The organism is Desulfovibrio desulfuricans DSM 642, assembly GCF_000420465.1.
Taxonomy (GTDB): domain Bacteria; phylum Desulfobacterota; class Desulfovibrionia; order Desulfovibrionales; family Desulfovibrionaceae; genus Desulfovibrio; species Desulfovibrio desulfuricans.
In genome coordinates, this window is record NZ_ATUZ01000014.1 from 55,892 (window position 1) to 76,422 (window position 20,531).

The 20,531-nt window shown below is 59.7% G+C and carries 17 protein-coding genes; 8 read left to right on the plus strand and 9 right to left on the minus strand.

Annotated features, from left to right (window positions below; translation table 11 throughout):
• The first annotated feature begins 49 nt into the window (after positions 1-49).
• The 3 genes from G449_RS0108435 to G449_RS0108445 all read left to right on the plus strand — a co-directional run bounded on the left by G449_RS0108435 (position 50) and on the right by G449_RS0108445 (position 3,240).
• Complete coding sequence (locus G449_RS0108435; RefSeq protein ID WP_027180831.1) at positions 50-1,000, plus strand: aminotransferase class IV; 951 nt, start codon at positions 50-52, stop codon at positions 998-1,000.
• The gene (locus G449_RS0108440; protein ID WP_022658871.1) at positions 1,000-2,241 is read left to right on the plus strand and encodes a glycosyltransferase; all 1,242 of its coding nucleotides are present in this window, start codon (positions 1,000-1,002) and stop codon (positions 2,239-2,241) included. Before G449_RS0108435 ends, G449_RS0108440 begins: the two co-directional genes overlap by 1 nt.
• Positions 2,242-2,331: 90 nt before the next feature.
• A complete protein-coding gene (locus G449_RS0108445; RefSeq protein WP_022658872.1) occupies positions 2,332-3,240 on the plus strand; it encodes a PP-loop family protein in 909 nt (302 codons plus the stop codon).
• Positions 3,241-3,305: 65 nt separating this feature from the next.
• Here the strand turns inward: G449_RS0108445 and fabF are convergent, their stop codons facing one another.
• Complete coding sequence (gene fabF / locus G449_RS0108450; RefSeq protein WP_022658873.1) at positions 3,306-4,538, minus strand: beta-ketoacyl-ACP synthase II; 1,233 nt, start codon at positions 4,536-4,538, stop codon at positions 3,306-3,308.
• An 85-nt stretch (positions 4,539-4,623) separates the two neighbouring features.
• A complete protein-coding gene (locus G449_RS16550) occupies positions 4,624-5,052 on the minus strand; it encodes a MarR family winged helix-turn-helix transcriptional regulator (RefSeq protein WP_022658874.1) in 429 nt (142 codons plus the stop codon).
• Positions 5,053-5,216: 164 nt separating this feature from the next.
• Between G449_RS16550 and feoB the strand changes: the two genes are divergently transcribed.
• Together feoB and G449_RS17795 are read left to right on the plus strand one after the other, a co-directional pair.
• Complete coding sequence (gene feoB / locus G449_RS0108460) at positions 5,217-7,529, plus strand: ferrous iron transport protein B (RefSeq protein ID WP_022658875.1); 2,313 nt, start codon at positions 5,217-5,219, stop codon at positions 7,527-7,529.
• Positions 7,526-8,710: a GGDEF domain-containing protein gene (locus G449_RS17795; protein ID WP_022658876.1), complete on the plus strand. Its 1,185-nt coding sequence runs from the start codon at positions 7,526-7,528 to the stop codon at positions 8,708-8,710. Before feoB ends, G449_RS17795 begins: the two co-directional genes overlap by 4 nt.
• Positions 8,711-8,797: 87 nt before the next feature.
• On the opposite strand, the gene G449_RS0108470 is transcribed toward G449_RS17795, so the two are convergent.
• A complete protein-coding gene (locus G449_RS0108470) occupies positions 8,798-9,991 on the minus strand; it encodes a mandelate racemase/muconate lactonizing enzyme family protein (RefSeq protein WP_022658877.1) in 1,194 nt (397 codons plus the stop codon).
• Positions 9,992-10,013: 22 nt separating this feature from the next.
• Positions 10,014-11,231, minus strand: coding sequence for an MFS transporter (locus G449_RS0108475; RefSeq protein ID WP_211215148.1), 1,218 nt, complete (start codon positions 11,229-11,231; stop codon positions 10,014-10,016).
• Positions 11,232-11,530: 299 nt separating this feature from the next.
• Between G449_RS0108475 and G449_RS16560 the strand changes: the two genes are divergently transcribed.
• Complete coding sequence (locus G449_RS16560; protein ID WP_022658879.1) at positions 11,531-12,481, plus strand: LysR family transcriptional regulator; 951 nt, start codon at positions 11,531-11,533, stop codon at positions 12,479-12,481.
• 99 nt (positions 12,482-12,580) lie between these two features.
• On the opposite strand, the gene G449_RS0108485 is transcribed toward G449_RS16560, so the two are convergent.
• Positions 12,581-12,832, minus strand: coding sequence for a FeoA family protein (locus G449_RS0108485; RefSeq protein WP_022658880.1), 252 nt, complete (start codon positions 12,830-12,832; stop codon positions 12,581-12,583).
• Positions 12,833-13,086: 254 nt separating this feature from the next.
• Between G449_RS0108485 and G449_RS16565 the strand changes: the two genes are divergently transcribed.
• Positions 13,087-13,779, plus strand: coding sequence for an acyltransferase (locus G449_RS16565; RefSeq protein WP_022658882.1), 693 nt, complete (start codon positions 13,087-13,089; stop codon positions 13,777-13,779).
• Positions 13,780-13,790: 11 nt separating this feature from the next.
• A complete protein-coding gene (locus G449_RS0108500) occupies positions 13,791-17,033 on the plus strand; it encodes a DEAD/DEAH box helicase (RefSeq protein ID WP_027180834.1) in 3,243 nt (1,080 codons plus the stop codon).
• A gap of 76 nt (positions 17,034-17,109) precedes the next feature.
• Here G449_RS0108500 and panB read toward each other — a convergent pair whose 3' ends face one another.
• The 4 genes from panB to G449_RS0108520 all read right to left on the minus strand — a co-directional run bounded on the left by panB (position 17,110) and on the right by G449_RS0108520 (position 20,414).
• Complete coding sequence (gene panB, locus G449_RS0108505) at positions 17,110-17,943, minus strand: 3-methyl-2-oxobutanoate hydroxymethyltransferase (protein ID WP_022658884.1); 834 nt, start codon at positions 17,941-17,943, stop codon at positions 17,110-17,112.
• Positions 17,940-18,827 (minus strand): agmatinase, encoded by an 888-nt coding sequence (speB, locus tag G449_RS0108510; RefSeq protein ID WP_022658885.1) that lies wholly within the window; start codon positions 18,825-18,827, stop codon positions 17,940-17,942. Before speB ends, panB begins: the two co-directional genes overlap by 4 nt.
• A gap of 272 nt (positions 18,828-19,099) precedes the next feature.
• Positions 19,100-19,636, minus strand: coding sequence for a hypothetical protein (locus tag G449_RS0108515; protein WP_022658886.1), 537 nt, complete (start codon positions 19,634-19,636; stop codon positions 19,100-19,102).
• Positions 19,637-19,646: 10 nt separating this feature from the next.
• Positions 19,647-20,414: a class I SAM-dependent methyltransferase gene (locus tag G449_RS0108520; protein ID WP_027180835.1), complete on the minus strand. Its 768-nt coding sequence runs from the start codon at positions 20,412-20,414 to the stop codon at positions 19,647-19,649.
• Positions 20,415-20,531 lie beyond the last annotated feature (117 nt).

A 20,531-nucleotide genomic window follows, 5' to 3' on the forward strand; every position in this document is an offset into this window, starting at 1 on the left:
GCGCGGGTTTAGCTGACCCGCGCGCCTGCGCGCTTTGGAGGCCTTTGCGGTGCAAGCTGTAGACGCTGAAACATATCTCAAGGCCCTGCTTTCCGCGCCCCGGCCAGGGTCGGAGCAGGTTCTCGCTTTTTATGACCACCGGGTGGGGCATATCTGCACCGACCCGCGTCTTCTGCTGCTGCCCATTGATGACCATATCTGCCATCGCGGCGACGGCCTTTTTGAAAGCATCAGTTTTCGCCAGCGCACAATTTTCGGGCTGGATGCGCATCTGGCCCGTCTGGTGGACGGCGCTGCGGCCCTTTCCATCACGCCGCCCTGCACTTGGGAAGCCCTGCGCCAACACATAATTGATGTGGCCCTTGCCGCAGGCGTGGACAATGGCGATCTGCGCGTTTTTCTGAGCCGCGGCCCCGGCGGATTTGGCATTTCGCCCGCAGAATGCCCGCAGGCTGGCCTGTACATTGTGGCCCTCAAAAAGGCTCTGCCCACAGCGGCTTTTTATGAAAAAGGCCTCACAGCATTTGCCAGCGCCATCCCGCCCAAGCAGGAATATCTGGCCCGCATCAAGAATACCAATTATCTGCCCAATGTGTTCATGGCGATGGAAGCCCGCCAAAAGGGCATGGACGTGGCCGTGACCTTTGACGAAAATGGCATCATGGGCGAGGCCGCCGTGGCCAACGTGGGCCTTGTGGACGCGCAGGGCCGCCTGATCTGCCCAGAAATCAGGCGTATTCTGCCCGGCACCACCCTGCTGGCCGCCATGGAAGTTGCCGCAGAGCGCATGCCCGTCGTGCAGATGCCCATTCCCCGCGCGGCCATAGACAGCGCCAGTGAAATGCTGCTGTTCACCAGCTCCACCCTTTGCGTCGGTATCACCCATTTTGACGGCAAGCCCGTGGGCCATGGCGCGCATGCTGGCAAGCCCGGCCCTGTGGCCCTGTGGCTCAAGGATGTTCTTTTGGACTATATGCTGAAAAAAGGCGCGCCCCTCTGATGCGTGTTCTGCTTATTGCCCTGCAACAGACCACTGACGGCCCCGCCTCACCCGAAGAGCAACGCCACTGGACAGAACAGGGCGCGCCCATGCGCCTTGCCCGGCTGGAAGAAGACCACGCGCTGGCCCTGACCTGCGCCATGCGCGACGGCGGCAGGCTGGCCCCCATGCTGCTGTGCCAGAAGAATTCACGCCTGCACCGCCGCGCCGCCGCGCTGAACCTGCCCATACTCACGGCAGGCGGGCCAATGGATTTCATGCGCCTGTGGCTCTGGCAGCGCAAGCACAAGCACTTGCTGGTGCAGACTTTTGGAGAAAGCGGCATGGCCATTGGCCGCCGGGTGCTGACCATGCGTCCCCCGTCCTCCACCCTTTTGAGCCATGCATTTCTGCTGCGCGCGCCGCGCCCGGAAGTCTGCTTTGGCAAGGGAATGCTGGCAGCCCACAAAATACTCTGCGGCTCCAGCTATGTGCGCGACCGCATTGCCAAAGCCAGCGGCATCACCGAGGGCGAAACGGCGTGGCGCGGCCCCAAAAAACGCGCGCTGCCCCTGACGGACGACACGCTCACACTGGCAGCGCCGGGCATGAGCATTGAAGGTTTCGAGCCTGCGCCCGAATGGCCCGCAGAACCAACAGAAGGCCAGCGTTTTGTTTTTTGCATGGGCGATGCCCTCACGCCCCGCTCGGGCGCGCATATTGTCATCCGGGCCATGGCCGCCATCTGGCAACGCCGCGATTTGCCCGCATGGGAAGTACGCGCCGCCGGGGGTGGACCCCGCTTTCAGGAAGTACTGGACGAGGCGGAATCGCTGGGTGTGCAGTCGCGCTTGTGCCTGCTCAACGAGCAAAGCCTGCCGCACCTGCTGCGCACCTGCCATGCATGGATAGCGCCCGGCTCCGCGCCCGACGAACTGCCGGAAACACTCGGGGCTGGGCAGGCGGCTCAAACGCCCGTCATCTGCGGACAGAGCGCCCTGCATGAGCAGCGGCTTGCCGCCGCCCCCGATGCCGCCTGCATGTTTGAAGAAAACAATCCGCAGTCGCTGGCCGAATGCATGATAAACGTCATGACAGACGCAGCCCAGCGCCGCCGTATTGTGGAAGCGGGCAACGCATTGCGGCCCGGCCTGAGCCATGAATCCTTTGCCCTTGCAACCTGCACCCGGCACGAAGGCTGGTGCAGCCAGCTTGGCTGGCTTGAAAAAAACAGCCCGCCGCAAGCCCCAGTGCAGTCATAAACAGCCAGCTATCATCAGCGCGCCCCGCGCCAGTGGCAGCAGCATGCCGCCTGAACGTGGGACAATACCGCAAACACATACAGGAACCGTATGAAATGTAAAATCTGCAAAGCCGAGGCCGTGGTGGCTCTGCGCAGCCACAACGCCGCCTTTTGCCCCGACTGTTACAAGGATTTTTTTGCCCGCCAGGTGGAACGCGGCATTGAAGGCCAAAAGCTGTTTACCCGCGATGAGCGTGTGCTGGTGGCCCTTTCTGGCGGCAAGGATTCGCTGGCGCTCATGCTTGAGCTCTCCCGTCAGGGATACAACGTAACCGGTCTGCACATTGATCTGGATATTCCGGTTTCTTCCGCTGCGGCGCGCGGCGTGGTTGAACGCTTCTGCGCCAAGCACGGCCTCAAGCTGATGGTCAAGGAAATGGCCGCAGAAGGCCTGTCCATTCCGCTGGTCAAAGAAAGGCTGCACCGACCCATCTGCTCGGCCTGCGGCAAGATCAAGCGTCATTTCTTCAACAAGGTCGCTCTGGACGAAGGCTTTGACGCCCTCGCAACCGGGCATAACCTGGACGATGAAGTGGCCCGTCTTTTCAGCAACACCCTGCGCTGGGATACCTCGTATCTTTCAGATCAGGGGCCACGGCTGGAGAGCGAACACGGCTTTTCGCGCAAGGTTAAGCCCCTGTGGCGGCTTTCGGAATTTGAAACGGCCAACTACGCCTTTCTTATGGGCATAGAAAACCACTACGCCCCCTGCCCGTACAGCCCCGGCGCGAGCTTCACCACGCTCAAGGGTCTGATGCAGAACCTCGAGGCCGCCATGCCTGGCCGCAAGCTGGATTTCTATCAGGGTTTTCTCGCGCGCGGGCGGCCCGTCTTTGCCCGCCGTGAGGCGGAGGAAGGCCTGGAGTTGGCCCCGTGCACGGAATGCGGCTATCCCACATCCTCCGGCGACCGTTGCGGCGTGTGCCGCATCCGCGCCGCCCTGCTTGACGAGGGCTAGAAAGAACATCACTTTGTGCAAAACGGCCCGGCATCTGCCGGGCCGTTTTGCACGTTTACTACCGTCTATTCTTCATATTTCCTGAAGACGAGCGAAGCGTTATGCCCCCCAAAACCAAAAGAGTTGGAGAGCGCATAACAGGTGGATGTTTGCTCGGCCCGGTTGCAAATGTGCGGAACATCGCAGTCCGCATCGGGTGCATCCAGATTTATTGTCGGCGGCAACAGACCATGCCGCAAAGCCTCAAGAGTAATGATGGCTTCAATGCCGCCAGCCGCCCCAAACAGATGCCCTGTCATGGACTTAGTGGCGCTGACCTTTACCGGTTTAAGGCTGTCGCCAAAAACGCTCCTGATTGCTGCGGCTTCAGATCGGTCGCCTTCCTTTGTCCCTGTGGCGTGAGCATTGATGTAGCCAATTTCTGCCACGGAAGCGCCAGACTGGCGTATGGCGATTTCCATGGCCCGCGCTCCGCCCTGAAAGTCTGGCGATGTGATATGTCCCGCATCGCACGTTGCTCCGTACCCAACCACCTCGCCAAGGATTGTCGCCTGACGGCGGCGGGCATGTTCCTCTTCCTCCAGCAGCAACACAGCAGCGCCCTCAGCCATGACAAAGCCGTCACGCCCGCTGTCAAAAGGACGGCTGGCCTGCTCCGGCACATCGTTGCGGGTTGAAAGAGCCTTCATGCTGGAAAAACCCGCCAGCAAAAACGGTTGAATACCCGCATCGCTTCCGCCTGCCAGCATGACATCCGCCTGCCCGTGGGCGATGCTCAAAAATGCCTCGCCGATGGCATTGTTGGCAGTGGCGCAAGCGGACACAGGCGCATAGTTCGCCCCTTTAAAGCCCGTTCTGATAGCAACCACGCCCGAAGCCATGTTGACGATCATCATGGGAATCATGAAAGGCGAAACCCGCCGTGCGCCCTTGGCCAGAAATGCTTCATGATTTTTCATGATCGTTTCTATGCCGCCGATGCCAGAACCCACATAAACCCCGGCGCGTTCCGGATCCCAATCGGCACCTTCCAGACCAGACATTTCAACGGCCTGCAAGGCAGCAACAACGGCAAACTGGATATATTTGTCGTATTTTCTTGCGTCCTTTGCGCAAAAATATGTCTCTGCCGAAAAATCGTCCACCTTCCCGGCGATCCTCACCGGGGATTCATCAAACACAGAATCGTCCATATACCTGATGCCGGATTTTCCGGAGCTGATGTTCTTCCACATGGTTTCAGGGTCGTTTCCTGAAGAAGAGATAACCCCAAAGCCTGTTACAACTACTTTACGCATGGCGTCTCCTGGCCTGTTAATTTATATGTATATACATGAATATAACTGCACAAAGCCCAAAAACTCGCAAAAATTGCAGCATGCGCTAGGCGCTGTCCTTTTCTGCAATCCCGGAAACCTTGAGCAACAGTCGCAACAACTCCTGGACATCATCGTCCCCCATTTCTGAAATCATAAGCTGCTGCGCCTCTTCCCAATGAGGGTGAGCTTCCTTGAGACTGTCTGCACCAAGGGCCGTCAACTGCATGATCTTTTTGCGGGAATCCGTCGGGCCTGGGGCACTCGCAACAAAACCCATTTTTTCCAGCTTTTCCACATTTCTGGTCACGGTTGTCTGGTCAATGCCCAAAACCCGGCCAATCTCCGTTATCGAAGGCTCCTCCAGACCTGCAATCGCCCGCAGCAAACCATACTGGGTGATACGCATTCCGTTGCGCGCCAGAAACTTGCCGTAAAGCTGGTTGAGTTGCCGATCCGCCTTTCGGATTTGGAGAAAAAGACAAGGCAGTTGCATGGGTGCTCCGCGTTTTCATGTATGTACATACTTTATTCGATGCACGACCCATGTCAATACCAACCAATGCGCTTGACTTCGTCATAATTTGAAAATAGATTTCAATTCCATTCAAATTGAGCCACCCCGGCTGTTCCGGTGCGGCGATGACAGGAGCGCACAGCATGCCGGAATCTCTTTACGCCGTCGCCGGGGCGCGTGGCGGCAATGCCCGTACGCTCATCGGCGGTCTGGCCTATTCCCTGCGGCTTGCCATCGCTGGCAATCCCAACTGCGGCAAGACCACAGTTTTCAATGCCCTCACAGGCGCGCACCAGCATGTGGGCAACTACAGCGGCGTGACTGTTGAAAAAAAAGAGGGCTTTATCCGCCACGAAGGGCAGGAGATCATCCTTGTGGATCTGCCCGGCGCGTATTCGCTTTCCGCCTATTCGCAGGAGGAGGTGGTGGCGCGCAACGTGCTGCTGGGCGGCGCGGTGCAGGCGGTCATCAACGTTGTGGACGCGGGCATTCTGGAGCGCGGGCTGTTGCTCACGGCCCAGTTGCGCGAGATGGGCCTGCCTGTGGTCATTGCCTGCAACATGATGGATGAAGCCCGGGCGGCGGGCATCAGCATTGACTTTTTGCGCCTGTCGGAACTCATGGGGGCCATCGCCGTGCCCACGGTCGGCACCTCGGGCAATGGCCTGCGCGAGGCCCTTTCTGCGGCGCGGCAGGTTGCCCTTGATGCAGAAAACAGCAGCCAGCAGCATGGCATTCCCGCAGCTTCGCCCAGCGAAATCCACAGTTCTGCCCTGCACATAAGCTACGGCCCCCTGCTCGACCCGATACTGGAAACCATGGAAAAACGCATTGCGGAAAGCCAGGGCATGGCATCCTCGCCCTATGCCCACTGTGAGCCGCGCTGGCTGGCCCTGAGCCTGCTCCAGGATGATGCGGAAGCCGTGGCGGCCTTGCAGGCGGCGGATGCAGACCTTGCGGCCGACATGGCCCAGGTTTGCCGCTTTGTGCAGGAAGAACTGGGCAGCATTGGCCGCGATGCGGAAGGCTTGATAGCAGACGGACACAGCGCCTTTGTGCGCAAAATTGCCGCCGCCTGCGTTGTTAAAACCGGCAAGCGCCACCGCCTTAGCCTCTCGGACAGGCTCGACCGCGTACTGGCCCACGCGGTGTGGGGCGCGCTGATCATGCTTGGCGTGCTTTACGCCATGTTTCAGGTCACCATTGTTTTAGGCTCCTACCCGCAGGGCTGGCTGGAGGGTGGGTTCAGCGCGCTGGCTGGCGCGGTGCGGGGCACACTGCCCGAGGGTCTGCTCTCCTCCCTGCTGGTGGACGGCGTGATCGCGGGCGTTGGCGGAGTGCTCAGTTTTGTGCCGCTGGTACTTATCATGTTTGCGCTCATCTCCATTGTGGAAGACAGCGGCTACATGGCGCGCATGGCCTATATTGCCGACCGAGTGTTCCAGTTTTTCGGCCTGCACGGCGCCTCGGTGATGCCCTATATCATTTCCGGCGGCATTGCAGGGGGCTGCGCCATCCCCGGCGTCATGGCTACCCGCACCATGCGCAGCCCCAAGGAAAAACTGGCAACCATGCTCACCCTGCCCTACATGGCCTGCGGGGCCAAACTGCCCGTGTATCTGCTTCTGGTGGGCACGTTTTTTCCTCACAATGCCGCCAACATCATGTTTGCCATCATCATGCTCTCGTGGGTGCTGGCCTTTTGCGTGGCTCTGCTGCTGCGCAGAACCGTCTTGCGCGGCGAAGCGACGCCCCTGGTCATGGAAATGCCGCCCTACCGCATGCCCACAGTGCGCGGCATCTGCATACATTGCTGGGAGCGCACCTGGATGTACCTCAAAAAGGCGGGCACGGTGCTTGTGCCGCTGTCCATGCTCATTTGGGCGGCCATGACCTTTCCGGCCCTTGATCCGCAAACGGCCCTGCCCTTTGAAAACGAAATCGCCCGCCTGAGCGCGGGACTTGAGCGAGAAGACCTGCCTGCGGAAGCGCGCGCCAGTCAGGAAGAAGCCCTTGCAAAAGTGCAGGAGAAACTGGATGCCGAGCGCCTGCGGCACACCCTTGCCGGGAGCCTTGGCACATGGTTTGAAGGCGCAACATCCTACGCGGGTTTCAGCTGGCGCACCGATGTGGCTCTTATCGGCGGCATTGCAGCCAAGGAGGCCATCATTTCCACACTGGGCACTGCCTACGCCCTTGGGGAGCAAGACCCGGAAGACCCGGCCTCTCTGGCGGAGCTGCTGCGCGCCGACCCAACGTGGAATCAGGGCACTGCCCTGGCTCTGCTTGTTTTTGTCATGCTGTATGCCCCCTGCTTTGTCACTCTGGTTGTCATCCGGCAGGAGTCGGGAAGCTGGAAGTGGGTGGCATTCAGCATAGCCTTCAATACACTGCTGGCCTTTGGCATGGCCGTGGGCGTGTATCAGACGTACCGCTTTTTCTGGATGGACGCATGATGATCAGACGTACAGGGCGCGCACCCGGCATGAACATACGCGCATATGTTGCCTTGGGGCTCACGGTGATGGCCCTGCTTTTTACTGCCAGCTTTTTCTATTTTATGAGCATGGCGCGCGAGGTCAGCGTGTCCGGCACCCGAACCTACGGGCTTTTCATGACGCTGACCGAGAGCGACAAACTGACCGACAGCCGCAATATGGCGCGCCTGCGAGGCGCAGAATCCGCACTGGCGGCCTTGCCCTCACTGACCGCAAAGCCAGCGGAGCCGGGGGCCAGCGCCGCGCTGGCGGAGCTTTCCGCCGCCATAGCGGAACTGGCAACGGCACAGCCCGTAACTGATGACATGCTGCTGCAACTGCGCCGCACGGCTACCCTTGCGCACGAATTTGAAAACCGCCTGCTCGTGGGCTTTCTACTGCTGGGCACCGGGCTGGCCCTGTTGTTCGGCCTGCTGCGTCTGCATCTTGCACGCCCGCTGCAAAACATCATGGTCTTTCTCAACCAGTTGGGCACAGGTTCCGCCAGCCAGCCGCCCAAACACAGTTTTATCACCGAACTGCGCAACATATCGGCAGCGCTTGAAAATCTTGGCACCTATCTGTCGCTTGCCACGGTGCGCTCGCAAAAACTTGCCACGGAGCACGACCACTTTCAAAAAATGTCGCTGGTGGACGGCCTCACCGGCGTGGGCAACCGCCGCGCCTTTGACGACAAGCTGCATTCCCTGTGGCTTCATGCCCTGCAACATGGCACGCCCCTGGCGCTTATCATGCTGGATGTGGATACCTTCAAGCGATACAATGACAGTCTGGGCCATCAGGCCGGAGACGAATGCCTGCGCCGCATTGCAGTCGCCATGAGCCGGGCGGCACGCTCCACGGATGTTTGCGCGCGTTACGGCGGGGAGGAATTTGCCCTGCTGCTGCCCGGTGCGGATGCCGCAACGGCGCAGTCCGTGGCCGCCCGCGTGCATGCGGAGGTAGCGCGGGAGCAGTTGCCCCACCCCAGCTCGCCAGTGGGCGACATGGTGACGGTCAGCCTGGGAGTGAGCAGCCTCACGCCGCTGGAGGAGCAGAAGGAAGAAAGCCAGCTGCTGGTACGACAGACAGATTCCGCCCTCTATGCCGCCAAGGCCGCAGGCCGCAACCGCACCTGCGTTTATGGGCAGGCTTCATAAGCATCCAAGAGGGTAGCCCGGCATACAAAAAGCCGCCCGGATTCAATCCGGACGGCTTTTATTCACTGTTCTGGCAGGAAATATAACTTACTTCACCGTTACAACCGTTGAAGCCGCAATAGTTTCCTGCGTCAGTTCCTGGCCCAGACCGGGCAGCTCGGGCACGGAGTACATACCCTTTTCAGGCATGTAATTATGCACGCAGCTTCTGGTGTTGGGCTCAAGCAGTGCGTAGCGATGCAGCTCATGGATCATGAAGTTGGGGATAGCAGCCTCCATATGCAGGGCCGCAGCGGTCGAGATGGGGCCGCCGCACACGTGAATCTGCACGGTCACATCATAGACATGTGCCATGTCGCAAATTTTCTTTACTTCTGTGAGGCCACCGCAGGTGCAGATATCAGGCTGGATGACACTCAGCGAACCCTCTTCAAGGAAGGGACGGTAACCCCAGCGCCAGTAAATGCGCTCACCGGCAGCGATTGGAATCGGCACATTGTCCGCAACCTTCTTCATCTGCTTGGGGTTCAGAGGCATGACGGGTTCTTCGTAGTACAACACGTCAAGCTCCGCGATCATGCGGCCAAACTGGATGGCCGCAGTGGTGGACGTAAAGGAGTGCATTTCAACAATGATATCCATATCCGGCCCAACCGCCTTGCGCATGGCTGCAAGACGGTCATAGCCCCTGCGCAGTATATTGTCGGGCAGCACGCCTGAAAGATCCTGCTGGTTCCAGTTACCCTGCCCGTCCATGGCGAGTACGTCCACCTTAAGGGCATCATAGCCTTCTTCCTGGGCTATAAGCGCAGTTTCGGCATAGGCCTGGGGATCAACAAGCATGGCTTTGTCCTGCCCGGCCCCCCAGCCAAACTGCAACTGGCTGGCATAAGCTCGTATCTTGCTGCGAGTCTTACCGCCAAGTAGCTGATACAGGGGTACTCCAAGCGCTTTCCCCTTGATGTCCCACATGGCAAGGTCAAGGCCGCTCATGGCAGCGGAAAAAATACCGCCGCCGCCCTGTCCCCAAAATGTCTTGCGCAGCATCTTTTCCCAGATTGCTTCGTTGCACATGGGATCCATGCCAATGAGTATCTGGGCCAGATCCTTGGCCATGCCAAACCCGCCAGAAGCACCCACGCCGTAAGCAAGGCCCACTTCACCGAAGCCGCTGATGCCTTCATCCGTATTAACTCGAACAACAACCGGACGCCACTTGCTGGTGGCAGAGCTGAAGTCATTGGCCACATCAATAATATCAATGCTCGTAATCTTCATCATTATTCTCCTGTAAACTGTGCCGCTAATAACGCTTGGCCGCAAGAATACCTGCCGCAATGGTCGCCGCCGCCCCTGTGAACACAAGGCAAAGCAGGCCGCTGCTGTACTGGCCGGTAGTGCTTATGAAAAATCCGATCATGGCGGGCGCAAGCGATGCAAGCCCGTTGGCAAGGCCATTCATTATGCCTGACGCCGTGGACATGGACGAGCCGGGAATCAACCCCTGCAGCAACGTCCAGGCCACCGGCGTTCCCATGGTGCAGAATGCCACAGCCAGAGACAGCAATACGGCCGAGAGGTATTTCTGCTCGGCGACGGCCCCCAGATAAACACAACAACCGGCAAAGAACATGGCTGCCATAAGAATTGGCGCGCTTCTGCCTATCTTGTCCGTCAAAAATCCGCACGACACCTTAAAAATAATGGAAAGCACAAAGGGCAGTGACGCCAGCCAGCCCATTTCGCTCCAGCTGAACCCTCTGGCTGTTTTAAGGTAGCTCGGCAACCAGGTTATCAGGCCCCAGTACATGCATTGGAGGCACAAATACCAAAAGACCAAAAGCCAGTACCGGTAATTGCCGATGAATCCCTTGAGACGCTGCCCCAGAGGCAACGCAACTTCCTTGGAAGCCGTAACTTCCTGTCCTGCTTCAATATGGGCCAGTTCTGCATTGTTGATGCTTTTATGCTGCCTCGGGGTATCCGCCGTATGCCGCCACAAAAGATACAAAGGGATCAAGCCCACCACGAGGCAGAAATGGAAGTTGGCTCTCCAGCCGTAGTTTCCAATAAGATAAGCAAAAAACGGCATGGCCAGAGCTGGTGCGACAGATTGCCCGACAACCCAGGCGGCGTTGGCCCGCCCGCGTTCATGCCGGGGGAACCAGTTTTTTACAAAAACGCTTTGCAGCGGGTAGTACATGCCCTCGCCAACACCAAGCATGATCCGGCTGACGATGATGATCGCAAACGTAGAGGCAACGCCGCCCAGGAACAGAGAGGCCGTCCAAAGGCCAATGCAAAGCATCATGGACTTGCGCGGCCCCAGATAGTCACCGATCGGCGCCAGCAGCACGTTGGCCACACCATATGCCGCCAAGAAAACAGACATCATCATGCCTATTTGCACTGGGGCGCCCTTGATGCCCATTTCAAGCAGAAATGGATCGTTTGCGGCCAGAACAGAAACATTGACGCGGTCAAGATATGCTATGAATATCCCGATAAACAGACAAAACACGATTATGAATCGTTTTTTTGTTTGTGTTTCGTCTGTTTCTTGCGTTTCTTTCGCAAAGGAAACGATTTTTTCACCCATAGTATTCCTTCCTGACGTTTTTTATGATCAGGCAATCCGCACTTGCTGTAATCATACATATAGTTAATAAACTTTAAATTCCAAATATGAGTCACCGGTATTTCCCATATGGAATTTCTATTGTCACGACTATGCTGTGTAAATCCAGATTGGTAAAATTGTTTTTATTTGTCGATTAATAAGATAAAGTTATTGAAAGCGCTAAATGAAAGGAAAAACTCATGCAATTGACGCTGCGGCAAATTGAGGCATTTCTGACGGTTGCAAACCTTCGTAGCTTCACTGCTGCCGGGGCTTCCTTGCACATAACCCAAAGTGCCGTAAGCAACCTTATCAAGGATCTTGAGGCGCAGGTCGGCGTGCCGCTTTTTGACCGCACATCGCGTTTCGTCTCACTTTCCCCCGATGGGCGAGAGATGTACACGCTGGCCCAGAAGGCCTTTCACGAATTTTTGCTTATGGAAAAATACGCCGCAGATCTTAGCAGCCTGCGCGCGGGCAGAGTACGCGTTGTTGGCGCGCCGCTCATAGCCTGCACTCTGTTGCCGCTACTGCTCGCGCATTTCAAGAGAGCCCAACCTGCCATACGTGTCGAGCTGGTGGATCAGCCCATGGCGCTGGTACAATCGAGTATACAGCAAGGGGATGCAGAAGTCGGTTTTGGCCCGGCCCGCCTGACAGAAACAGACATTATCGCCCGCCATTTTTTTACCACCCCTGTGAGCATGCTCTCACGCCCGGATCATCCGCTGGCAGGGAGGCACAGCACCTGGAGCGAGGTAAAGAAGGTTCCGGTGGTTGCAGTTGGCAGGGAATCCGTGGGCTATATCGCCGCGGATGTGGGAACGCAGCCGCCGTTTACCATTGGCCATGTGGTCAACCAGATGCCAACGGCCTTTGCCCTGGCCGCAGCAGGGTGCGGCGTTGCGCTGGCTGGACGGTTTTCGCTGATGCTGGCGCGGGGCTATGGCCTTGTAGCTACCCTCCTGCACGACCCGGTACTGTACCGGGAAATGCAGATGTACTTGCCTGCTGCCCGCAAACTCTCGGACGCTGCTGCCACATTTGTGGATTTTGCCACGCAGTTTGTGAAAGATCACGATCCCAATACACTGGATTCAGCCACTGTTGCAGAGCTGGCACCGCCGCTCAGTACACGCAGAGACGCCTGATCACAGGGGCTGGCCTGCCTTTGCAGCATAAAAAAACGCCCTGCTGAAAAGCAGAGCGTCTGAACGCATACATGTAGGGCAAGCCTGAAAGCTAAAGTGCTAATTGTTTGCCGCAGCAGCGGGCTGCACCATGATGGCCCCGGCCTCCCTGCGGCGCAGGGCAATGGTTACTTCCGCGCAACGCAAGGCCAGAGGGTCGCGCAGGGGCGCATAGCCCACCACAGAAACAGGCATGCCCGAACCCAGCCCCATGTCGCGGATGCGCCGCGCAAGCTCGCCCCTGGCATTGATGCTGACAATACGCGCTACCTCGCCCACTTTGAGGGACGTGAGAGGAATAACTGAATCCATTGCGCCTCCGGGCATCTTTTAAAAAAGTCGCCCATTTTAAAAATAACATTCATTTTCAATTTAACGATCATCCTGCCCAGCGTCAAGAAAATATGACCACAGCAATCTGCAGTGGTTGCGCCACACTCGGCACCTCGCGCGGCAGGCCCCAGCCGCTCCACTCGACCATATGGCCCGACTCTGGCATGATGCCTTGCAGCGGGAGCGCCACTGGCCTCCACGCCGATCCGGCACACGTCAACAACGGACAAGCCATGAGCATCCTGAAAAAAGTTCTGGAACGGGGCCTCACCCCGTCCAACGTCATAAGCTATTTGTGTTTGCAGATCATGCGCGTAAACGGCGCGCTCTGGGGCACTCTGCGCCTGCGGCTCAAGGCCTTTGCGCTGGGTGTAAAGGTTGGAGCGGGAGTATCCGCCCACGGCCCTGTGGGTCTGCTGCGCTGGCCGGGCAGCCGCATGAGCATCGGCGCTGGCGCAAGCCTTATTTCTTCCTGGCGGCGGGCCACGGCTGCTGCGCTGGCACATCCCGTGCGGCTGCGCACCTTTGGCCCCGGAGCCAGCATTGAAATCGGCCCCGGCTGCCAGTTGAGCGGCACATCCATCACCGCGCGCTCCAAGGTCATACGCCTTGGGCGTCAGGTCATGGTTGGCCCCAACTGCGTTGTGGTGGATTCCGACTTTCACGCCCACTGGCCGCCGAAAGCCCGCGCCACAGAACCCGGCATGGAAGGCGACCGCCCGGTAACTATTGGCGACTATGCGTGGATTGGCATGAACTGCCTTATCCTCAAGGGCGTAACCATTGGCGAGGGGGCCATCATAGGCGCTGGCAGCGTGGTCACGCGAGATGTGCCGCCCTTCTGCCTTGCCGCTGGCTCTCCTGCCCGCGTGCTGCGCAGCCTCCAGCCCGGCGAAAGCGCGCAACAGCCCGCCACTGCGGAATAGGTCGCTGCACGGTGTCTGTGGGGGAATATATTGCGGCGCTGCTGGCGTCGGAAAAGCTGGGCGCGCAGGTCACGTGCCACAAGCTCTTTCCGCCAGTGGAGCCATGCTACGCGCCCACGCGCCTGCCCTGGCCCGCGGCCATCAGCCGTGCCCTTGAGCAGCGCGGCATCAAGGGACTTTACAGCCATCAGGCCCTTGCCACAGACCACATCCGCGCCGGGCATTCCATTGTTGCGGCCACGCCCACGGCCAGCGGCAAAAGTCTTATCTACAACCTGCCCGTGCTCGACCGCTACCTGCGCGACCGCGATGCCCGCGCCCTGTATCTCTTCCCGCTCAAGGCTCTGGCGCAGGATCAGCTGGGCGCGTTCAACGCCCTGGTGGAGGGCTGGCCCAAGGAGGCCCGGCCCACCGCCGCCCTGTATGACGGCGACACCACCGACCATTTTCGCCGCAAAATCCGGCGCAATCCGCCCACAGTACTTATCAGCAATCCAGAGATGCTGCACCTCGGCATTTTGCCCCACCACGAACAGTGGGCGGAATTTCTGGCGGGCCTGAGCCATGTGGTTGTGGACGAAGCCCATACTTACCGGGGCGTGTTTGGGGCGCACATGGCCCAGGTATTCCGGCGGCTCAACCGTATTGCCGGGCGCTACGGCGCGCGGCCCGTCTACGTGCTGTGTACGGCCACCGTGGGCAATCCCGGCGAGCTGGCAGCAGCGCTGACCGGCACGGAGGCTCCCGCCTCCACGTCTGCCCCTGCTACAGGTCTGGATTCCCCGGCTCGGGTTCCGTCCTCCGCTCCTGCCACCCGCACAGCGGATGCGCCTGTGGTTATTGACCAGTCCGGCGCGCCGCAGGGACCACGGCACTTTGTTTTTCTCAATCCGGAGCAAAGCCCCGCCACTGCGGCCATTGACCTGCTCAAGGCGGCGCTGGCCCGCAACTTGCGCACCATAGTCTACTGCCGCTCACGGCGCATGACAGAACTCATCAGCCTGTGGGCCGGGCAATCGGGTGTATTTTCCGAACGAATCTCCGCCTATCGGGCGGGCTTTCTGCCTGAAGAAAGGCGTGACATCGAGGCCCGCATGGCCTCGGGCGAACTGCTGGCAGTGGTCAGCACCAGCGCGCTGGAACTTGGCATAGACATTGGCGGGTTGGACGTGTGCATCCTTGTGGGCTACCCCGGCACGGTCATGGCCACCCTGCAACGCGGCGGGCGCGTGGGCCGCGCCCAGCAGGAATCGGCCGTTATCATCGTGGCGGGCGAGGATGCGCTGGATCAGTATTTTGCCCGCAATCCCGAAGATTTTTTCAGTCGCCCTGCGGAAAAGGCCGTGGTCAACCCGGACAACGAAGTCATTTTGACCCGGCATCTGGAATGCGCGGCGGCAGAAATGCCCCTCACCCCCGGTGAAGCCATGCTGGCAAGCCCTGCTGCCCGCGCCGCCGCCCGCGCGCTCAACGCCAAGGGGCTGTTGCTGCAGTCGGCGGACGGCACCCAACTGCTGGCCGCCCGCAAGCGCCCCCAACGGCATGTGGATTTGCGCGGCACAGGCCAGACCTTCAGCATTGAAGATCAGGACGGCCAGATCATCGGCTCTGTGGATGGCTTTCGCGCATGGCAGGAGACGCACCCCGGCGCTGTCTACCTGCACCGGGGCCGCAGCTATGTGATTGAAGAGATGGACCCGGCCCGCGCCCGCATTGTAGCCAAGGCGACCAAGGTCTCGTGGTTTACGCGTACGCGCGGGCAAAAAAGCACCGACATTCTTGAAGAAGTCGAGCGCACATCAGTGGGTCGTGTGCTGGTCTGCCGTGGCCGCCTGCGCATCACCGACACCGTGACCGGGTATGAAAAGCGCTCCACATCGGGCAACCGCCTGCTCACCATCACGCCGCTTGCCGCGCCGCCGCAGGTTTTTGAAACCGAGGGTCTGTGGTACGTCATACCAGACAGCATCCGCGCCTCGCTGGAAGAACGCTTTCTGCACTACATGGGCTCCATCCACGCCCTTGAGCACGCTGCCATTGGCCTGCTGCCCCTGCTCATCATGGCCGACCGCAACGACTTTGGCGGTATTTCCACCCCGCTGCATGCCCAGACCGGGCTGTCAGGCGTATTTATTTATGACGGACTGCCGGGTGGGGCTGGCCTGACGCGTCAGGCCTTTCCCGATGCGCGGGGCCTTCTGGAAGCCACCTTCAAGGCTGTTGCCGCCTGCCCCTGCGAGGACGGCTGCCCCTCCTGCGTGCATTCGCCCAAGTGTGGCTCCGGCAACAGGCCCATCAGCAAGATCGGCGCGCTGGAACTGCTGCGCGAAATGCTGGCCCCCGGCACGGAAGGCGATGCCCTGTGCCGCGACCTGCGCATCAGCCCCGCCCCTGACAGGCTGGAAATGGAATCGTTGGACGCAGCCTCTGCCCTGGCGGCAGCGCCCCGGCCTGCAGTTTCGGCTCTGGATTTCATCAATCAAGAAAGCCAGCCCGAAGCCGCGCACACTGCAATGGAGGAACAATCCATGAGCAAAAAGCACTCCGCGCCGGACAATCAGAACAGTCTGTTCGGCGCTAACGGTCTTGCGCAATCCGGCCCCAGCGGCAGTGCCCCCGCGCCGCAGGGCGCGGCCAGCAGCGCACCGGGCGCTCAGGGGACAACTACCTTTGACGCCGCAGGCCTGTTGACGCACATTCCCGTGCCGCCGCCAAAAAATTTTGTGGTCTTTGACGTGGAAACCCGGCGCTCCGCCGCCGAGGTAGGCGGCTGGAACCGGGCCGACCGCATGGGCGTAAGCGTTGCCGTGGCCTATGACAGCAAGGCGGACGACTATTTCTCCTACCAGCAGGAGGAGCTGCCCGCATTGTTCGAGCGCCTGCGCGCGAGCGACCTTGTGGTGGGCTTCAACAGTCTGCGCTTTGACTACGCCGTGCTCTCGCCCTTTGCGCCATTTGATCTGCGCACCCTGCCCAGCCTTGACCTTTTGCAGCGCGTTGCCGAGCGGCTGAACTACCGCCTCTCGCTGGACAATCTGGGACAGGCCACCCTGGGCGAACCCAAGAGCGCTGACGGACTGCAAGCCCTGCAATGGTGGAAGGAAGGAAGGCTGGAAGATATCGCCACGTATTGCCGCAAGGATGTAGACATCACCCGCCGCCTTTATCTGCACGGTCTGGAGCAGGGCTTTTTGCTGTTCAGCAACAAGGCTGGCTCCCGTGTGCGCGTTCCTGTGGATTTTCACCGGCGCTGAGACCGGCTTAGCCCGAAAAAGCAAAACGCCCGCAATAGCGGGCGTTTTGCTTTCAAATCTCTGTAACAAATTAGGGTTACTTCAATTTTTTCAGTGTCTTCTCCATACCTTCTGGCAGGGGGTAGACGTGATCCTCGCCGGGGAAAGCGCCCGCGCGCACTTCACGCGCGTAGGCCTCCACCGCGGAGCGCAGGCTTGCGCCCACTTCGCCAAAGCGTTTGACGAAGCGCGGCAGATGGCTCAGGGTCATGCCCGTCATATCCTGCCACACCAGCACCTGACCATCACAGCCAGCGCCAGCGCCGATACCGATAACCGGGATGGACAGCGCCTGGGTCACGCGCTCGGCCAGGGGCGCGGGCACGCATTCCAGCACCAGGGCGAAAGCCCCGGCTTCTTGCAGGGCACGGGCATCGTCCAGCAGCTTCTGGGCTGCGGCCATGCTTTTGCCCTGCACCTTGAACCCGCCAAAAGCGTTCACCGATTGCGGCGTGAGGCCAAGATGCCCCATGACGGGAATGGAGGCCCGCGTCAGCGCTCGCACTTCTGCGGCAAATTCCGCACCGCCTTCAAGCTTGACCGCCTGGGCACGGCCTTCAGTCATGAGCCGCCCGGCGTTGCGCACGGTTTCTTCCACAGAAACATGGTAGCTCATAAAGGGCATGTCGCAGACCACAAGGGCTTTTTGCGCACCCCGGGCCACGGCGGCGCAGTGGCGCACCATGTCGTCCACCGTGACGGAAAGCGTATCGGGATAGCCCAGCATCACCATGCCCAGCGAATCGCCCACAAGCAGGGCATCCACCCCGGCCATATCCATGACCTGTGCGGTGCTGTAGTCATAAGCCGTCAACATGACGAGCTTTCCCTGCCCTTTGGCCTCGCGGAAGGTAACTATCGTATTCTTCATGCCTGAGCCTCCTTCTGATTGGCATCGTGGGCCAGCCCCATGATGAGGTGGGTAAGCTTGGCAGCCGTAAAGTCCGCATGGTGCAGGCCCTCAATGGGGGCCAGTTCCACCACGTCCAGCCCCACCACGCGGCGGCCCGCGACGCAGCGTTCCAGCATGTACTGGGCCTCGCGCCAGTTGATACCGCCGGGCGAGGGCGTTCCTGTTGCTGGCATGATGGACGAATCAAGCCCGTCCACATCAAAGGTGATGTAAATATTTTTGGGGAAATCCTCGGGCAGGGGCAGTTCCGGCAGGCCCACGCGGGCAAGGAAGTAGGCGTCGTAATGGGTGACGTTGAACTTCTTGCGGATCTCGGCTTCTTCCCGGCAGAAATCGCGCACGGCAAACTGCGTGAGCGGCAGGCCGAGGTCGGCCACGGCGCGGTACATGACGCTGGCGTGTGAAAAGGGGCTGCCCTCATACTGGGGCCGCAGGTCGGCGTGGGCGTCAAACTGCACAACGCCAAAGGATTCGCCCGTTTTTTCAGCCTGCCGGACCAATGCCCGCAAGGCTCCAAGCGTCACGGTATGCTCGCCGCCCAGCACCACAGGCACTGCCTCGCAGGCAATGGCATGGGCCACAGCGGCCTCTATGCGGTCAAGCGTGTCGGTTATGGGGCCAGCGCAGTCCACGGCCTGAGCGGTAAAAAAACCTGACTCGCCCGGTGCGAATCCGCATTCCCAGGCCTCCAGCTGGTGCGATGCGGCAAGCAGGGCCTGAGGGCCTTTGACCGTGCCGCTGCCATAAGAAACGCTCTGCTCCAGAGGGACGGGGATAATGTGAAACCCTGCCTGCTCCGGTGCAGACTGGGGATATTCAGAAGCCAGAAACTTGTCTTGCATGTGATCCTGCCGTGATTTGACATAAAAAAACGGCCCGCTTGGGGAGGCAGGCCGTTTTGGTTGGAGGAGACTGTCAGCAAAAGAAAGGAAGGTACTTTCCAAGCTGCAATGGCCGTGCCACAAAAAGCAGCATACGAATAATCACATAACATACTGCTTTTTATTGGTAATTTTTTACAGCCCCGCAATGGGCGCGTTAAAAATGTTTAACCCCTCGTGCCTGTGCCCTGCCTGAAAGGCGCAAAACTGTACAAAATATTTTCTTGCGCAGCCTACTGCACAGTGCCCTTGCCCGGCGCGACAGCCGCCCCCTGCAAAGAAAGGGAAAGCTTTTCGGCCAGTTCACGCGCGGCGGGCGTATTGCGCCATTCGTCAAAGAGTTTCTGCCAGCCGCCAAAATCCACAAAGTTGCGGTCAAGCTGCGCTTCGTGCATCTGCACCCATGCGTTGAAAAGCTGCATCTGCACCTGGAAGGTGGCGCTTTCAAAAATCATGGTCGCAGAATCGCGGGGCATGACCTGACCGTCCACATGGGCCAGAACAAAATTACAGACCGCGCGGCGGGAGGTTTCAAAGGTCACTTCCTGGCCGTTCATGTCTTCTGCCAGGGGCAGCAGCCGGGGGAACATCTCGCTGATGCGCTCCATGGCCTTGACCGGCACGGCAATGAACAGGGCGGGCTGACCGTCAGTGGCGGCAGGGGCATCGGGCTTTTCAGAGATGAAATAAAAACGCAGCCAGTTCTCGAACATGACGGCTTCCAGAACCTTGGCAACGCCATTCTGAAATTGTTCTTGAGCTTCGGGCATGGGGACTCCCTTAGTGTTTTACGGCCACGACCCGCAGCCGCCGATAATCAGCAATCCAACCGCCGTTATTCCACATGGATGCGCGCAGGGCATCCGCCACGGCGGCAAAAACCTTTTCCTGAGCCTCTGGGGCCACGCAATCCAGATCCTGGGCAAAAAACTGGGCCATCCAGCGGGCAAGGCCTTCTTCCCCGCCTTTGAGAGGGGTGGGCCTGTCGTATTCTTCCGCCAGCCGCACGGAAAACCCGTGCCGGCTCAGCAGGGCCGCATATTCCTGCGCCGAGGGAAAATAAAAACGCTCGCAGTTCAGATGCGCCGGGCCAATGCCCTCCCCCGCCAGCGCGGCCTGAAAGGCCGCCCCAAAGGCAGCGCGGATGCGCCCGATGTTGCCGCGCGCGCCAAATTCGCACACCAGCAGGCCGCCGGGGCGCAGCGCCCGCGCCATGACGGCGGTCAGACGCTCCTGATCTTCTATCCAGTGCAGCGCGGCGTTGGAAAACAGCGCGTCCACGCAGCCGTTCCACGGCATGCCGCAGGCGTCCATTACCAGAAATTCCACTCGCGGCAGACGCATTCTGGCCTGCACGATCATGTCGGGCGAGGCGTCGATGCCCACCACGCGGGCGGCTCTGGCGGTCAAGGCTTCTGTCAGTGCGCCAGTGCCGCAGCCAACATCAACAACAAAGCCCAGACCATCGGGCAGCAAGCCCAGCAGATTTTCACCGTAGGCTGCCACAAAGTCGTGGCTCTGGTCGTAAAGGCGGGCATCCCAATCCATGAATCCGGCTCTCCCTGCGCGGCGAAAAAAAGCGCAAACGCCACTTGTTGTAAACATCAGACTACAGCGCGTCAATGCGGCGGGCTGATTTGCAGCAACAATGCCCCCGCTCCCCGC

What these genes read in the sequence shown, in the direction of transcription:
- G449_RS0108440 (WP_022658871.1), top strand. Translation starts at nt 1,000, where the DNA reads ATGCGTGTTCTGCTTATTGCCCTGCAACAGACCACTGACGGCCCCGCC.
- G449_RS0108445 (WP_022658872.1), top strand. Translation starts at nt 2,332, where the DNA reads ATGAAATGTAAAATCTGCAAAGCCGAGGCCGTGGTGGCTCTGCGCAGC.
- fabF (WP_022658873.1), bottom strand. Translation starts at nt 4,538, where the DNA reads ATGCGTAAAGTAGTTGTAACAGGCTTTGGGGTTATCTCTTCTTCAGGA.
- G449_RS16550 (WP_022658874.1), bottom strand. Translation starts at nt 5,052, where the DNA reads ATGCAACTGCCTTGTCTTTTTCTCCAAATCCGAAAGGCGGATCGGCAA.
- feoB (WP_022658875.1), top strand. Translation starts at nt 5,217, where the DNA reads ATGCCGGAATCTCTTTACGCCGTCGCCGGGGCGCGTGGCGGCAATGCC.
- G449_RS17795 (WP_022658876.1), top strand. Translation starts at nt 7,526, where the DNA reads ATGATGATCAGACGTACAGGGCGCGCACCCGGCATGAACATACGCGCA.
- G449_RS0108470 (WP_022658877.1), bottom strand. Translation starts at nt 9,991, where the DNA reads ATGATGAAGATTACGAGCATTGATATTATTGATGTGGCCAATGACTTC.
- G449_RS16560 (WP_022658879.1), top strand. Translation starts at nt 11,531, where the DNA reads ATGCAATTGACGCTGCGGCAAATTGAGGCATTTCTGACGGTTGCAAAC.
- G449_RS0108485 (WP_022658880.1), bottom strand. Translation starts at nt 12,832, where the DNA reads ATGGATTCAGTTATTCCTCTCACGTCCCTCAAAGTGGGCGAGGTAGCG.
- G449_RS16565 (WP_022658882.1), top strand. Translation starts at nt 13,087, where the DNA reads ATGAGCATCCTGAAAAAAGTTCTGGAACGGGGCCTCACCCCGTCCAAC.
- panB (WP_022658884.1), bottom strand. Translation starts at nt 17,943, where the DNA reads ATGAAGAATACGATAGTTACCTTCCGCGAGGCCAAAGGGCAGGGAAAG.
- speB (WP_022658885.1), bottom strand. Translation starts at nt 18,827, where the DNA reads ATGCAAGACAAGTTTCTGGCTTCTGAATATCCCCAGTCTGCACCGGAG.
- G449_RS0108515 (WP_022658886.1), bottom strand. Translation starts at nt 19,636, where the DNA reads ATGCCCGAAGCTCAAGAACAATTTCAGAATGGCGTTGCCAAGGTTCTG.
- G449_RS0108520 (WP_027180835.1), bottom strand. Translation starts at nt 20,414, where the DNA reads ATGGATTGGGATGCCCGCCTTTACGACCAGAGCCACGACTTTGTGGCA.